The organism is Streptomyces sp. NPDC006733, from assembly GCF_040636125.1.
GTDB lineage: Bacteria > Actinomycetota > Actinomycetes > Streptomycetales > Streptomycetaceae > Actinacidiphila.
On record NZ_JBEYJD010000002.1, the window covers coordinates 69,970 to 83,643 of the forward strand.

The following is a 13,674-nucleotide window of genomic DNA, read 5'->3' on the forward strand; positions in this document are numbered from 1 at the left end:
CGCACCGTCCGGTCCGTCCCGCGACACGTCTGAAAAGATGGCCGGACACCGCCGTCCCGGGAGAAGGCCACCTATGCAGCCGTCGCACGCCGCCTCGCCCCGGTCCGCCGGGCCGGTCACCGGCCCCGGTGCCGGCGCCGTCCTGGAGAGCAGCCGGCCGCGGACGGATCCCGCGCCCTGGTGGCTGCCGCCGTCAACGGCCGCGCTCGCCGGGGTGATCGCCTGCCTGGCGGCGGACGACCGGCTGCTGCGGGTGCTGGTGCCGCTCGCGGTGGCGGCGCTCGCCTGGGGCGCCGCCGTCCTGTGGCGGCGGCTGCGGCCGGTGACGTTCTGGCGGCTGAGCGCGAGCGGGCTGCAGCACTTGCGGGGCGGCCGGGTGCGGGTGACCCACGCCTTCTCCCGCGAGCGGCCGCTGACCGTCCTGGTGCCGGGTCTCGACGTGCTGGCACCGGCCGAGTACGGGGCGACGAACGTCGGCAAGCTCTGCGCGACGGGCGTGCGGGACATGGGGCTGGCGATGTTCCCGTTCCACCTGACGGCCCGGCGGCTCGGCGCCCCGGTCCGCATCACCGACGAGGAGGGCGCGGCCTCGGCCGCGGCGGTGCACTGGGAGACGGTCTTCGCCCGCCGCGAGGCGGCGCTGCTGACCGCCGCGGCCGAAGGGCCGCTCCCCGCCGCCCAGGAGGGCCCGGTGGAGCTGTCCCGGGCCGACCCGGGGCTGCGCGCCCGGCAGTACGGACGCCGGCTGGCGGCGCTGGCCGTCGGCGCGACCGCGCTGCTCGTCGCGGCGGTCACCGACGGGGCGACGGCGGTCCCCGCCCGCGTGGCGCTGATCAACGCGCTCGGCGTCGCGACGACGGTGCTGGCAGCCGGGTACCTCGTCCGGCTGGCCGCGACCCGGCCCGAGCGCTGGACGGTCTCCCCCGAGCGGATCACCGCGTTCGACCCGCTCTTCGGCACCGTCGACCTGGCCGCCGAGCGCGTCGCCGGGCTGGTCGTGCAGCCGCTGTCCGCCGCCGCCACGGCCGGCGGCGGGCAGTCCGCGCTGCTGCAGGTCTACGGCCACGACCTGGCGCTGCTGGGCACCGCGCACACCGGGCGGATCCCCGCGCAGGAGCTGTTCGCGGTGCTGCGCTCGCGCGGCTACCGGGTGATCGAGGACGGGCCGCGCAGCCGCGCCTACGACCTGCGCCCCGGCTTCCTGCCGCACCAGGTCGCGCCGGACGCCGTCCTGAGCGTCACCGCGGAGTACCTGCGCTGGGAGGGCGGCAGCACCGAGATCCGCGTCCAGCGCGCGGACATCGGCGCGATGGAGATCAACACCCGGCACGGCCACCCGTGGCTGCGGCTGCGCGGTGCCGACGGGACCGAGCAGCTGAACGCGCCGCTCAGCGCGCTGCGCATCTCCCGCACCGAACTGCGCGACCGGGCGCGGGCGTTCGGCTACCCGGTCACCGACCCGGAGCACGACGCCTACCAGAGCGCGGCCTACGCGGGCCTGGCGGCGGGCGTCGTCCGGGACCGCCCGGCCGCGCCCGCCCTGGCGTCCGCCGAGCCCGTCGTGCTGGACATGCCCTGGTCCACCCGCAAGTGGTACTACCTCGCGGGCGCCGTGCTCATGGTCGTCGTGGTGGGCATCGCCGGCTTCAAGACCCGCTACCTCAGCGGGGACATGAGCTGGCTGGCGTGGGGCCTGCCCGCGGCGGCGGTCGCCGGCGCGCTCTTCGGCGGCCTGTACGACCTGCGCCGCCCGGGGCTGGCCCTCGGCCCGGACGGCATCCGCCTCGCCTCGCGCGGCGGCTCGGGCCGCACCCGGTGGGAGCACCCGCGCCCCTCCATCGGCGGCATCGGCGTCGACACCCACGAGGAGGGCCAGGAGGCGCTCTTCGTCTGGTCGCCGACCGGGCAGGTCATCCGCAAGGAGAGCTTCGACCTGCCGGACACCGACCAGCTGCGCGAGGCCTGCGAGAGCGCCGGCCTGCCCTTCGGCCGTCCGGATCCGGGCCGCTGGGGCCCGCCGCCGGAGATCTGACGCGGGCCCGGTCGGCGCTCCCCGGCCGGGGGCGGCTCACAGCGCCCGGTCGCGGCCCTCCCAGTACGGGTCGCGCAGCCGCCGCTTGTAGAGCTTGCCGTTGGGGTCGCGGGGCATCTCGGTGATGAAGTCGACGGTCCTGGGGCGCTTGTAGCCCGCCAGCCGCTTCTCGCAGTGCGCCAGGATCTCGTCGGCCAGCTCCGGGCCCGCCCGGTGGCCGGGGGCGGCCTCGATGACCGCCTTGACCTCCTCGCCCCAGCTCTCGTGCGGGATGCCGAAGGCCGCGGCGTCGGCGACGGCGGGGTGGGTGAGCAGCGCGGCCTCGATCTCGGCGGGGTAGATGTTGACGCCGCCGGAGATGATCATGTCGATCTTGCGGTCGCGCAGGTAGAGGTAGCCGTCCTCGTCGAGGTAGCCGAGGTCGCCGACGGTGAAGAAGTCGCCGATGCGGTTCTTCCGGGTCTTCCCCTCGTCCTTGTGGTAACTGAAGCCGCCGGTCTTCATGTTGATGTAGACGGTGCCGACCTCGCCCGCCGGCAGCCGCTCGCCGTCGTCGCCGTGGATGGCGATCTCGCTGATCGGCCACGCCTTGCCGACCGTGCCGGGCCGCTTGAGCCAGTCGGCGGCGGGGGCGAACGTGCCGCCGCCCTCGCTGGCGGCGTAGTACTCCTCGACGCACGGCCCCCACCAGTCGAGCATCGCGCGCTTGACGTGCTCGGGGCAGGGCGCCGCGCCGTGGATGGCGTGCCGCATGGAGGAGACGTCGTAGCGCTCCTTGACCTGCTCGGGCAGGGCCAGCAGGCGGTGGAACTGGGTGGGCACCATGTGGGTGTGGGTGCATCGGTAGCGGTCGATGACCCGCAGCATCTCCTCGGGCGACCACTTGTCCATCAGGACGACGGGGTGCCCGATGTGCAGCGCCGCGCCCGCGAACTGCAGGACCGCGGTGTGGTAGAGCGGCGAGCAGACGAGATGGACGTTGCCGTCGAACGGCTTGATGCCGAAGATGCCGAGGAACCCGCCGAGGTAGGTCTCCTCGGGCGGCTTGCCGGACAGCGGGCGGCGGATGCCGCGCGGGCGTCCGGTGGTGCCCGAGGTGTAGTTCATGACCCAGCCGCTGGTGCGGTCCGCGGGCGCGCCGACCGGCTGCCCGTCGGTCAGGTCGGCGTACGGCCGGAAGCCCGGCACCTCGCCGACCGCGAACCGCCGCTCCGCCGGGAAGTCCGCCTCGTCGGCGGCGGCCCGCGCGTCGGCCGCGAAGCGCTCGTGGGCGATGAGGACCTTGGCGCCGGAGTCGGAGAGGATCCAGGCGATCTCCGGGGCCACGAAGTGGTGGTTGATCGGCACCAGGTAGAAGCCGGCCTGGAACGCGGCGAGGTAGGCGGTGAAGAACTCGACGCTGTTGGGCAGCACGACGGCGAACGCGTCACCGGGTTCGAGCCCGGCCTCGCGCAGTCCGTGGACGAGCTGGTTGCAGGCGGCGCTCAGCCGCCCGGCGCTCCATTCGTCGCCGTCCGGGGCGACCAGCACCAGCCGGTCGGGGTCCTGGGCGGCCTGCGCCCAGAAACCGTTGGGTGCGGTGGAAGTCATACGGGCCCTCCTCAGGCTCGGCTCAGCTGCGGCCGGCGATGCGGTTGATGCGGTCGACGGCCTTCTCGAAGCCGCGGGTGAGGTCGTCGAAGACCGCCTGGACGCTGCGCTCGGACGTCATCTGGCCGACGATCTGCCCGACGGGGGTGCCGAGCAGCGGCTCGGTCTCGTACTTCTGGATCCGGGAGACCGCGTCGGCGACCAGCAGCCCCTGCAGGGGCATCGGCAGGGTGCCGGGCCCGGCCGGGTCCTCCCAGGCGTCGGTCCACTCGGTGCGCAGCTGGCGGGCCGGCTTCCCGGTCAGGGCCCGGGAGCGGACGGTGTCCCCGGAGCCCGCCGCCAGCAGCTTGTCGATGAGGACCCGCGAGGGCAGCTCGGCCTCGGTGGTGGTGAGCCACAGCGAGCCGAGCCAGACGCCCTGGGCGCCCAGTGCCAGGCCCGCGGCGACCTGCTCGCCGGTGCCGATCCCGCCCGCGGCCAGCACGGGCAGCCCCTCCACGGCGCTGACGACCTCGGGGACCAGCACCATGCTGGCGATCTCCCCGGTGTGGCCGCCCGCCTCGTACCCCTGGGCGACGACGATGTCGATGCCGGCGTCCCGGTGGTGGACGGCGTGCCGGGCGCTGCCGGCGAGCGCGGCGACGAGGATGCCGTGCTCGTGGGCGCGGGCGACGACGTCGGCGGGCGGTGAGCCCAGCGCGTTGGCGAGCAGCCTGATCGGGTAGTCGAAGGCCACGTCGAGCTGGTTGCGGGCGACCTGCTCCATCCAGCCGGTGATCCGCCAGCCCGACACGTCGTCGGGTCCCAGCTCGGGTACGCCGTGCTTGGCGAGCACCTGGCGGACGTACGCGCGGTGCCCTTCGGGGATCATCGCCTCGATGTCGGCCTCGGTCAGCTTCTGCCCGTCGGCGGCCTCCACCTTCTTGGCGGGCATCACGACGTCCAGGCCGTAGGGCCGGCCGCCGGTGTTCTCCTCCATCCAGTCCAGGCTGCGGGCGAGTTCGTCCGCGTCCGAGTAGCGCACCGCACCGAGCACGCCCATTCCCCCGGCGCGGCTGATGGCCGCGGCCACCGCGGGGAACGGCGTGAAGCCGAAGATGGCGTGCTCGATACCCAGCCGTTTGCTCAGCTCCGTCTCCATGGGGGGCAGGATGCCGCAGCGGGCGTGGAGACGGAAGAGATTATCTGACGCAACGTCAGTTATTTGCCGGGCGCGGGCCGGACCCGGGCAGGGTCCGGCGGCGCCCGGCCGGGCTCACAGCCGCTGCGGGCCGCCCTGCTGCGCCGCGACCTTGCGGTAGAGCTGGAGCGCCTCCGCCGAGCGGCCGAGCTGCTCCAGGCAGTGCGCCTCGTCGTTGCGGCTGGTGAGGGTGTCGGGGTGGGCCGGGCCCAGCACCCGCGTCCGGGCGTCGGCGACCTCGCGGTACACCGCCAGCGCGCTCTCCCAGCGGCCCAGCCAGCCGAGCCCCACCGCGACCTCGCGCTTGCTGACCAGGGTGTCGGGATGGTCCGCGCCCAGCGCCTGCTGCCGGACGGCGGCCACGTGCTCCGCCTCGGCCAGCGCCTGCTCCCAGCGGCCGAGCCGGCCGAGGTTGACGCCCAGGGCGTGCCGGGCGCGCAGCGTCTCGGCGTCGGCCGGGCCCGCGGTGCGGGTGCGGGCCGCGACCAGGTCGCGGTAGAGCTCCAGCGCCTCCGCGCTGCGCCCCAGCCGGCCCAGGCATATCCCCATCTCGTAGCGGGCGGCCAGGGTGTCGGGGTGGCCCGCCCCCTGGGTGCGCTCATGGGCGGCGGCCACCTCCCCGTACACCCGCAGCGCCTCGGCCCAGCGGCCGAGCTGCCCCAGCACGTACCCCACCTCGTAGCGGGTGACCAGCGTCTCGGGGTGGTCCGGGCCCAGCACCGCGGCCCGCACCGCGGCGAGTTCGACGGCCAGCGCGTGCGCCTCGTCCAGCCGCCCGAGCCGGCCCAGGTTGAACGCCAGGTTGTGCCGGCAGCGCAGGGTGTCCGGGTGCTCGGCGCCCAGCGCGCGCTCCCGGGCGGCGAGCACCGCGGAGTAGCCCTGGTGGGCCTCCAGGTGCCGGCCGAGGCGGCCCAGCGCGAACGCCGCCTCGTGCCGGGCGGCGAGGGTGTCGGGGTGGTCCGGGCCCAGCACCCGCTGCCGTACCCCGGCGACGTAGTCGTAGAGCCGCATCGCGTCCTCGGTCCTGCCCAGCCGGGCCAGGCAGGACGCCGCCTCGTGCCGGCTGGTCAGGGTGTCCGGGTGCTCGGTGCCCAGCGCCCGGTCGCGCTCCGCGGCGACCGAGGTGTGCAGCTCGTACGCCTCCTGCCAGCGGCCCAGCCGCTCCAGGTCGACGCCTTCGGTGTGCCGGGCGGCCAGCGTCGCGAGCTGCTCCGGAGCGGGCAGGGCGGCGCCCGAGGGGGTGCGGGTGGACCAGGCGCCGGTGAGTTCGTGGCGCGGCGGCGCGGTCGCGTGGAAGGCGCGGGTGGCGCGGGCGCCGGAGTCGGAGGCCAGGTCGCGGGCCCAGGCGGGCAGCGGGAGCACCGGGCGCTCCGGGGCGCTGCGCATCGCCTTGAGCCGCCCGCCGACGTCGGCCGCGTTCTGCGGCCGGTCGTCCGGGTCCTTGGCGAGCAGGTCCAGGATGAGCCGCTCCAGCTCGTACGGCAGGTCGGGCCGGCCGGGGCACAGCGGCTCGGGCGCGGCGTCGCGGTGCGCGACCAGCACGGCCCAGGCGTCGTCCATGTCGAACGGCGGCCGGCCGCTGGCCAGCTCGTACAGCACGCAGCCGAACGAGTAGAGGTCGCTGCGCTGGTCGACCTCGGCCGCGCCGATCTGCTCCGGCGACATGTAGTGGGGGGTGCCCATGGCGATGCCGGTGCCGGTGAGGCGGGAGGTGAAGCCGATGTCGTGGCCGAGCCGGGCGATGCCGAAGTCGCAGATCTTCACGGCGCCGTCGCTCAGCCGGATGATGTTGGCCGGTTTCAGGTCCCGGTGCACGATGCCCTGGGCGTGGGTGTAGGCCAGCGCCGACGCGACCTGTTCCGCGATGTCCATGAGGTCGGGGACCGGCAGCGGCTGGCGCCTGGCGTCGTCCAGCACCTGCAGCAGGTTCCGCCCGTCCAGCAGCTCCATCACCAGGTACAGCACGCCGTCGTGCTCGCCGAAGTCGTGCACGACGGTCACCCCGCGGTGCTGCAGCGAGGCGGCCACCCGCGCCTCGCGGCGGAAGCGCTCCTGCAGGACCCGGGTGAACCCGGCGTCCGACGCCGGGTTCAGCGGCTTGAGGCACTTGACCGCCACCCGCCGCCCCAGCGACTCGTCCAGCGCCTGCCAGACCTCGCCCATCCCGCCCCGGCCGATCAGCTCGTTCAGCCGGTACCGGCTCTGGATCAGCGTGCCGCTTCCATCGTGTACAGCCGCCATCATCCGCCGCCGCCCCCGTCGTTCCGCGTACGTCCCCCGGCTCCCAGTATGGCCGCAGCCACCCCCGGGCGGCACGTCGCATTACGGCAGGGAACGAGCCCTTCGGGCGGCTTGTACCCGGACGGATGGCTTCCGGGCCCGGGGCGCCCGGCGGCAGCGGCGCACCGGGCCCGTCCGCGCGGGCCTCCCGGCCCCGTCCTGCGCGCTGCTCTCCCGGTCCCCGCCCTAGCGGCGGACCCGCGGCATGCCCAGGCCGATCCACGAGATGATCTCCCGCTGGATCTCGTTGTTGCCCCCGCCGAAGGTGAAGATGACCGCGCTGCGGTAGCCGCGCTCCAGCTCGCCGTGGAGGACGGCGCCGGCGGAGCCCTCCTTCAGCGGGCCCGCGGCGGCGGCCACCTCCATCAGCCAGGCGTAGGCGTCCCGGCGCGCCTCGGAGCCGTAGACCTTGACCGCGGAGGCGTCCTGCGGGGTGAGCGTGCCCTGCTGCAGGGCGTCGACCATCTGCCAGTTGAGGAGCTTCATGGCGTCGAGCCGGGTGTGCGTCAGGGCCAGCCGGCGCCGTACCCAGCCCAGGTCGATGACGCGGCTGCCGTCGGCGAGCTTGGTGTCGGCGGCCCAGCGGCGCACGTCGTGCAGCGCGCGGATGGCCATCGTGCCGTGGGCAGCGAGCGTGACGCGCTCGTGGTTGAGCTGGTTGGTGATCAGCCGCCAGCCCTTGTTCTCCGCGCCGACCCGCCGGCTCGCCGGGACCCGGATGTCCTCGTAGTAGCTGGCGGTGGTGTCGTGCGAGGCCAGGGTGTTGATGATCGTGCACGAGTAGCCGGGGTCGGAGGTGGGCACCAGCAGCATCGTGATGCCCTTGTGCGGCGGGGCGTCCGGGTCCGTGCGCACGGCCAGCCAGACCCAGTCGGCGGTGTCGCCGTTGGTGGTCCAGATCTTCTGGCCGTTGACCGTGTAGTGCCCGGTCTCCTCGTCGCCCTCGCGCACCGCGCGGGTCTTGAGCGCGGCGAGGTCGGTGCCCGCGTCCGGCTCGGAGTAGCCGATCGCGAAGTCCAGCTCACCGGCGAGGATCCTCGGCAGGAAGTACGCCTTCTGCTCCTCGGTGCCGAACTGCATGATCGTCGGGCCGACGGTGTTCAGCGCCATCAGCGGCAGCGGCACCCCCGCCTGCGCCGCCTCGTCGAAGAAGATGAACTGCTCCATAGGCGACAGCCCCCGGCCGCCGAACTCGGCCGGCCAGCCGATGCCCAGCCAGCCGTCGGCGCCGAGCCGGCGCACGGTGTCCCGGTAGAACCTCTTCTGCGCCGCGGGATCGGCATAGCGGGCGTAGACGTTGTCCGGCACCAGTCCGGCGAAGTACGAACGCAGCTCCACGCGCAGGTGCTGCTGCTCGGGTGTGTAGTCGAGGTGCACGGCCCCTCCTGAGGTCTCCGGGTCCCCGGTCCCTGCGGCGACGGCGCACAGACTAGAACGCGTTCCAGTAATGCGGAAGGGGTAGCGCCCCGCGGGGGACGGCGCGGCTGCGACGGTGCGAGCGGAACGGGTCGACCGGAACAGGTCGACTGGAAGGCCGGGCGGGGCGCCGCGCCGGGGCCGTGCCGCCGGGGTGCCTTCGCCGGGCCCGGTCCGTAGGCTGCCTGGGTGCACAGTGGACGCAACGACAGCTGTTGAAGCGGAGGGCCGCACCTCATGAAGATGCTCATCAACGTGGCCGAAAGCGTGGTCGCCGACGCCCTGCGCGGCATGGCGGCCGCCCACCCGGAACTCATTGTCGACATCGACCACCGGCTGATCGTCCGCCGGCACGCGCCGGTCGCGGGCAAGGTCGGCCTGGTCTCGGGAGGCGGCTCCGGGCACGAGCCCCTGCACGGCGGATTCGTCGGCCGGGGCATGCTCGACGCCGCCTGCCCCGGCGAGGTGTTCACCTCGCCCGTGCCGGACCAGATGGTCCGCGCGGCGGCCGCCGTGGACAGCGGCGCGGGCGTGCTGTTCATCGTCAAGAACTACACGGGCGACGTCCTGAACTTCGACATGGCGGCCGAACTCGCCGAGGACGAGGGCGTGCAGATCGCCAAGGTCGTCGTCAACGACGACGTGGCCGTCCTCGACAGCCTGTACACGGCGGGCCGCCGCGGAACCGGCGCGACGCTCTTCGTCGAGAAGCTCGCGGGCGCCCTCGCCGAGGAGGGCGCGCCGCTGGAGCGGGTCGAGGCGCTGGCCCGCCGGGTCAACGAGTCCTCGCGCAGCTTCGGCGTCGCGCTGAGCGCGTGCACGACGCCCGCCAAGGGCAGCCCCACCTTCGACCTGCCCCCGGGCGAACTGGAACTGGGCGTCGGCATCCACGGCGAACCCGGCCGCGAGCGCCGCGGGATGATGACGTCGGGCGAGATCGCCGACGTCGTCGTCGACGCGGTCGTGGAGGACCTGCGCCCCGACGCGCCGGTGATCGCCCTCGTCAACGGGATGGGCGGCACCCCGCTGCTGGAGCTGTACGGGTTCAACGCCGAGGTGCACCGGGCGCTGGCCGAGCGCAACGTGGCGGTCGCCCGCACCCTGGTCGGCAACTACGTGACCTCCCTGGACATGGCCGGCTGCTCGCTGACCCTGTGCCAGGTGGACGAGGAACTGCTGCGCCTGTGGGACGCCCCGGTCGCCACGCCCGCGCTGCGCTGGGGCTGCTGAGCCGTGGCGTCGAAGCCCGTAGAGAGGACCGCATGAACGCATCCACGGCCCCCGGCCCGGTGGTCGACGCCGACTTCGTACGCCGCTGGCTGGCGGCGGCGGCCGCCGCCGTCGACCGCGAGGCGGACCGGCTGACCGAGCTCGACTCCCCCATCGGCGACGCCGACCACGGCAGCAACCTGCGGCGCGGCTTCGGCGCGGCGCACGCGGCGGTGGAGCAGGAGCCGCCGCAGACCCCGGGCGCGGTGCTCGTCCTCGTGGGCGCGCAGCTCATCAGCACCGTGGGCGGCGCGGCCGGCCCGCTGTACGGGACGCTGCTGCGCAGAGCCGGCAAGGCGCTGGGCGAGCCCGCGACGGCCACCCCCGAGGAGTTCCGCGACGCCCTGCGCACGGGCGTGGAGGCGGTCGGGAAGCTCGGCGGGGCCGTGCCGGGCGACAAGACGATGCTCGACGCGCTCGTCCCGGCGGTGGAGGCGCTGTCCTTCGCCCTCGACGCGGGCTCCGGGCTCGCGGACGGGCTCGCCGCCGCCCGGATCGCGGCGGAGGAGGGCGCGGTGGCGACCGTGCCGCTGCAGGCCCGCAAGGGGCGCGCGAGCTACCTCGGGCCGCGCAGCATCGGCCACCAGGACCCCGGCGCGACCTCGGCCGCGCTGCTGGTCGCCGCGTTCGCGGACACCGCGGCGGAGGCGGTCGTATGAGCGACGGACTGGTCGGCATCGTCCTGGTGTCGCACAGCGCGGCGGTCGCCGAGGCCGTCGGCAGGCTCGCGACGGGGCTGGCCGGCGGCGGAGCCGTCGCGCCCGTCGCCCCGGCGGGCGGAACCCCCGACGGCGGGCTGGGCACCAGCTCGGACCTGATCGCGGCGGCGGCGCGCTCGGTGGACCGCGGCGCCGGGGTGGCGGTGCTGGCCGATCTCGGCAGCGCCGTGCTCACCGTCAAGGCGATGCTGGCCGACGAGGACGAACTGCCCCCGGGCGCCCGGCTCGTCGACGCCCCCTTCGTCGAGGGCGCGGTCGCCGCGGTGGTCACCGCGTCCGCCGGGGCGGACCTGGCGGCGGTCGTCGCCGCGGCCGAGGAGGCGTACACGTACCGGAAGGTGTGAGCGCGCCGGGTGACAGCGAGGTGTGACCGAGAGGTGTGACGGCGCGGCCCCGGCGCGGAAAGGGGCCCGCCGGCGCACCGGTTCGGACGTTCGGAATGCGGGCGGGAGACGCCGGTTCTGGCCATCCCGCCCCACCGGGCCCTTGCGGTGCTTAGCCCCCGGCAGATCGGGCAGGCATGGTGCGGCCATGTCAGGTTCGATCCGGAGGGTCCTCGTATGAAGCGCAAGCAATGGGCATTGCTCACCGCCGCCGCAGTTCTCCCGCTCGGCCTGACGTCGGCCGCGTCCGCCGACGACCCGCCCCCGGCGCCTCTGCCCTGCGCTTACACCGCGGCCGTCCCGGCCGACAACTTCAAGGGGATACCGGTCTTCGACGCGCGGAAGGCCGCGAAACCGTACAGCGCGACGCTGAAGACCACCCAGGGCGCCATCACCGTCAAGATGCTGACGGACAAGGCCCCGTGCACCACCTGGTCGTTCCGCTTCCTGGCCGAGCGCGACTACTTCAACCGCTCGCACTGCCACCGGCTCACCACGCAGCGGCTGTACGTGCTGCAGTGCGGTGACCCGACCGGCACCGGGAGCGGCGGCCCGGGGTACTCCTTCCCCGACGAGAACCTGACGGGCGCCACGTATCCGGCCGGCACGCTGGCGATGGCCAACGCCGGCCCGAACACCAACGGCAGCCAGTTCTTCTTCGTCTGGAAGGACACCAAGCTCTCCCCCGCCTACACCCCGTTCGGCAAGGTGACCGCGGGCCTCGACGTCCTGCAGAAGATCGCCGCGGCCGGCGAGGACGATCAGAACGGCCCCGGCGACGGCTACCCGGCCCTCTTCGTGGACATCAGGAAGGTGCAGATCAGCGCCAGGTGACGGCAAGGCGCCAGGTGACGGCGAGGCGCCAGGTGACGGCGAGGCCCGGTGGGCCGCCCCGGACGGGGCGGCCCACCGGGCCTCGTGCCGGGGGCCGGGGGCCGGGGATCAGGCCGCGTCGCCGAGCGCGCGCAGCGCCGTGACGGCGATGCCGTGGTCCTGCTCGGGGGCGCCGCCGCCGAGGCCGATCGCCCCGACCAGGCGCCCGCCGCGGTGGACGGGCACGCCGCCGGCGATGAACAGCAGCGGGCGGTCGAGTGCGGTCGGCAGGGTGTGGAACGGGGCGCCGGGCTGGACCGCGTCGACCAGGTCCGCGGTCGCGGCGTCCAACTGCAGCGCGGTGAAGGCCTTGCGGGTGCTGGTCTCGCCGGAGATCAGCACCGCCCGGTCGTCGCGCCGGAACGCCAGCAGGTGCCCGCCGGCGTCGAGGACGCTGACGCTGACCGCCACTCCGGCGCTCTCCGCGGCCGCGCGGGCCGCCTCGACGAGGGCCTCGGCGTCCTGGATGGTCAGCGGGAGGACAGCGGTGGGGGTGGTGGTGCTCATGGGGTGGTGCTCCTCAGGGGTGGGACGGTGGGGTCGGACGGTTCATCCGGTCGAGCGGTTCACACGGTCGGACGGTTCAGAGGTGGGCGGGGACCGGCTCGCGCTCGGGGGACGCGGCGGACCCGGCGGGCGCGGTGCCGGCGGTCAGCCGGTCGCGGGCGGTGGTCCGGCGCTCCAGGGATCCCGACACCAGGGCGAGCAGCAGCGCCGCGGCCGCGAGGGCGCCGCCGACCCAGTTGGGCGCGGTGTAGCCGAGGCCCGAGGCGATGACGATGCCGCCGAGCCAGGCCGCGAGGGCGTTGCCGAGGTTGAAGGCGCCGATGTTCACCGCGGAGGCGAGGGTCGGGGCGCCGGCCGCCTGGTCCAGGACGCGCTTCTGCAGCGGCGGGACGGTCGCGAAGCCCAGCGCGCCGATCAGCAGGATGGTGACCGCGGCGGCGACCTTGTTGTGGGCGGTGAAGGTGAACAGCGCCAGGACGACGGCGAGGGCGCCCAGCGTCACGTAGAGCATGGGCATCAGGTGGCGGTCGGCGTACCGGCCGCCGATCAGGTTGCCGCCGACCATGCCGAGGCCGAACAGGACCAGCAGCCAGGTGACGGAGCTGTCCGCGAAACCGGCCACGTCGGTCATCATCGGCGTGATGTAGGTGATGGCGGCGAAGACCCCGCCGAAGCCGAGCACGGTCATCGCCATGGCGAGCAGCACCTGGACGTTGCGGAAGGCCGCCAGCTCGTGGCGGAGCCGGACGCCTTCGGGGCGGGGCTGCTCCGGCAGCAGCTTCGCGATGCCGAGCAGGCCCAGCACCCCGAGGCCGGCGACGACGAAGAACGTGGTGCGCCAGCCGAAGTTCTGGCCGACGACGGTGCCGAGCGGCACGCCGACCAGGTTCGCGACGGTCAGCCCGGTGAACATCATGGCGATCGCTCCGGCCTTCTTCGCCGGGGCGACCAGTCCGGCGGCGACGACCGCGCCGATGCCGAAGAACGCGCCGTGCGCGAGGGAGGCGACGATCCGGCCGGCGAGCATCACGCCGAAGACGGGGGCGACCGCGGAGATGACGTTGCCCGCGACGAACAGCCCCATCAGCAGCATGAGCATGCGCTTGCGGGAGATCCGGGTGCCGAGGACGGTCATCAGCGGGGCGCCGAGCACGACGCCGAGGGCGTAGCCGGTGACCAGGAATCCGGCGGTCGGGATCGAGACGCCGTAGTCGGCGGCGACCTCGGGCAGGAGCCCCATGATCACGAACTCGGTGGTGCCGATCCCGAAGGCCCCGATGGCGAGGGCCAGCAGTGCGAGAGGCATGGGGTTCACTTCCCAATAACGTTGCGAATGCGCCTTACGAGACCTCACAATAATTGCAGACGCGTTTCATTGCAAACGCTGGCTATCGCGGTTGTGCTCTATCCTGGTCCGTACGCGCG

11 protein-coding genes are annotated in these 13,674 nt (G+C 74.3%); 5 read left to right on the top strand and 6 right to left on the bottom strand.

Annotated features, from left to right (window positions below; all coding sequences use genetic code 11):
- Positions 1-73 precede the first annotated feature (73 nt).
- Positions 74-2,032: a hypothetical protein gene (locus ABZ721_RS02540; RefSeq protein WP_358786706.1), complete on the top strand. Its 1,959-nt coding sequence runs from the start codon at positions 74-76 to the stop codon at positions 2,030-2,032.
- 36 nt (positions 2,033-2,068) lie between these two features.
- Here the strand turns inward: ABZ721_RS02540 and ABZ721_RS02545 are convergent, their stop codons facing one another.
- The 4 genes from ABZ721_RS02545 to ABZ721_RS02560 all read right to left on the bottom strand — a co-directional run bounded on the left by ABZ721_RS02545 (position 2,069) and on the right by ABZ721_RS02560 (position 8,459).
- Complete coding sequence (locus ABZ721_RS02545; protein WP_358786707.1) at positions 2,069-3,622, bottom strand: acyl-CoA synthetase; 1,554 nt, start codon at positions 3,620-3,622, stop codon at positions 2,069-2,071.
- 22 nt (positions 3,623-3,644) lie between these two features.
- Entirely contained in the window at positions 3,645-4,763 is a 1,119-nt protein-coding gene (locus ABZ721_RS02550; RefSeq protein WP_358786708.1) for a nitronate monooxygenase family protein, read from the bottom strand.
- Positions 4,764-4,877: 114 nt separating this feature from the next.
- The gene (locus ABZ721_RS02555; RefSeq protein ID WP_358786709.1) at positions 4,878-7,043 is read right to left on the bottom strand and encodes a serine/threonine-protein kinase; all 2,166 of its coding nucleotides are present in this window, start codon (positions 7,041-7,043) and stop codon (positions 4,878-4,880) included.
- 225 nt (positions 7,044-7,268) lie between these two features.
- A complete protein-coding gene (locus tag ABZ721_RS02560) occupies positions 7,269-8,459 on the bottom strand; it encodes an acyl-CoA dehydrogenase family protein (RefSeq protein WP_358786710.1) in 1,191 nt (396 codons plus the stop codon).
- 276 nt (positions 8,460-8,735) lie between these two features.
- Between ABZ721_RS02560 and dhaK the strand changes: the two genes are divergently transcribed.
- The 4 genes from dhaK (at position 8,736) to ABZ721_RS02580 (ending at position 11,703) form a co-directional block, all read left to right on the top strand.
- Complete coding sequence (gene dhaK / locus ABZ721_RS02565) at positions 8,736-9,728, top strand: dihydroxyacetone kinase subunit DhaK (protein ID WP_358786711.1); 993 nt, start codon at positions 8,736-8,738, stop codon at positions 9,726-9,728.
- A gap of 32 nt (positions 9,729-9,760) precedes the next feature.
- Positions 9,761-10,426, top strand: coding sequence for a dihydroxyacetone kinase subunit DhaL (dhaL, locus tag ABZ721_RS02570; RefSeq protein ID WP_358786712.1), 666 nt, complete (start codon positions 9,761-9,763; stop codon positions 10,424-10,426).
- Positions 10,423-10,830 carry a PTS fructose transporter subunit IIA gene (locus tag ABZ721_RS02575; protein ID WP_358786713.1) on the top strand — a complete coding sequence of 136 codons (408 nt, stop codon included), beginning with the start codon at positions 10,423-10,425 and terminating at the stop codon, positions 10,828-10,830. Before dhaL ends, ABZ721_RS02575 begins: the two co-directional genes overlap by 4 nt.
- A 216-nt stretch (positions 10,831-11,046) precedes the next feature.
- Positions 11,047-11,703 carry a peptidylprolyl isomerase gene (locus ABZ721_RS02580; protein ID WP_358786714.1) on the top strand — a complete coding sequence of 219 codons (657 nt, stop codon included), beginning with the start codon at positions 11,047-11,049 and terminating at the stop codon, positions 11,701-11,703.
- A gap of 108 nt (positions 11,704-11,811) precedes the next feature.
- Here the strand turns inward: ABZ721_RS02580 and ABZ721_RS02585 are convergent, their stop codons facing one another.
- Positions 11,812-12,249, bottom strand: a complete 438-nt coding sequence (locus ABZ721_RS02585) for a heme-binding protein (protein ID WP_358786715.1) — start codon at positions 12,247-12,249, stop codon at positions 11,812-11,814.
- A 76-nt stretch (positions 12,250-12,325) separates the two neighbouring features.
- Positions 12,326-13,555 carry an MFS transporter gene (locus ABZ721_RS02590; RefSeq protein ID WP_358786716.1) on the bottom strand — a complete coding sequence of 410 codons (1,230 nt, stop codon included), beginning with the start codon at positions 13,553-13,555 and terminating at the stop codon, positions 12,326-12,328.
- Positions 13,556-13,674: the final 119 nt, after the last annotated feature.

Excerpts from the sequence above, each read along its gene's own strand:
- ABZ721_RS02585 (WP_358786715.1), bottom strand. The coding sequence starts at position 12,249 with ATGAGCACCACCACCCCCACCGCTGTCCTCCCGCTGACCATCCAGGAC.
- dhaK (WP_358786711.1), top strand. The coding sequence starts at position 8,736 with ATGAAGATGCTCATCAACGTGGCCGAAAGCGTGGTCGCCGACGCCCTG.
- dhaL (WP_358786712.1), top strand. The coding sequence starts at position 9,761 with ATGAACGCATCCACGGCCCCCGGCCCGGTGGTCGACGCCGACTTCGTA.
- ABZ721_RS02590 (WP_358786716.1), bottom strand. The coding sequence starts at position 13,555 with ATGCCTCTCGCACTGCTGGCCCTCGCCATCGGGGCCTTCGGGATCGGC.
- ABZ721_RS02550 (WP_358786708.1), bottom strand. The coding sequence starts at position 4,763 with ATGGAGACGGAGCTGAGCAAACGGCTGGGTATCGAGCACGCCATCTTC.
- ABZ721_RS02555 (WP_358786709.1), bottom strand. The coding sequence starts at position 7,043 with ATGGCGGCTGTACACGATGGAAGCGGCACGCTGATCCAGAGCCGGTAC.
- ABZ721_RS02545 (WP_358786707.1), bottom strand. The coding sequence starts at position 3,622 with ATGACTTCCACCGCACCCAACGGTTTCTGGGCGCAGGCCGCCCAGGAC.
- ABZ721_RS02580 (WP_358786714.1), top strand. The coding sequence starts at position 11,047 with ATGAAGCGCAAGCAATGGGCATTGCTCACCGCCGCCGCAGTTCTCCCG.
- ABZ721_RS02540 (WP_358786706.1), top strand. The coding sequence starts at position 74 with ATGCAGCCGTCGCACGCCGCCTCGCCCCGGTCCGCCGGGCCGGTCACC.
- ABZ721_RS02575 (WP_358786713.1), top strand. The coding sequence starts at position 10,423 with ATGAGCGACGGACTGGTCGGCATCGTCCTGGTGTCGCACAGCGCGGCG.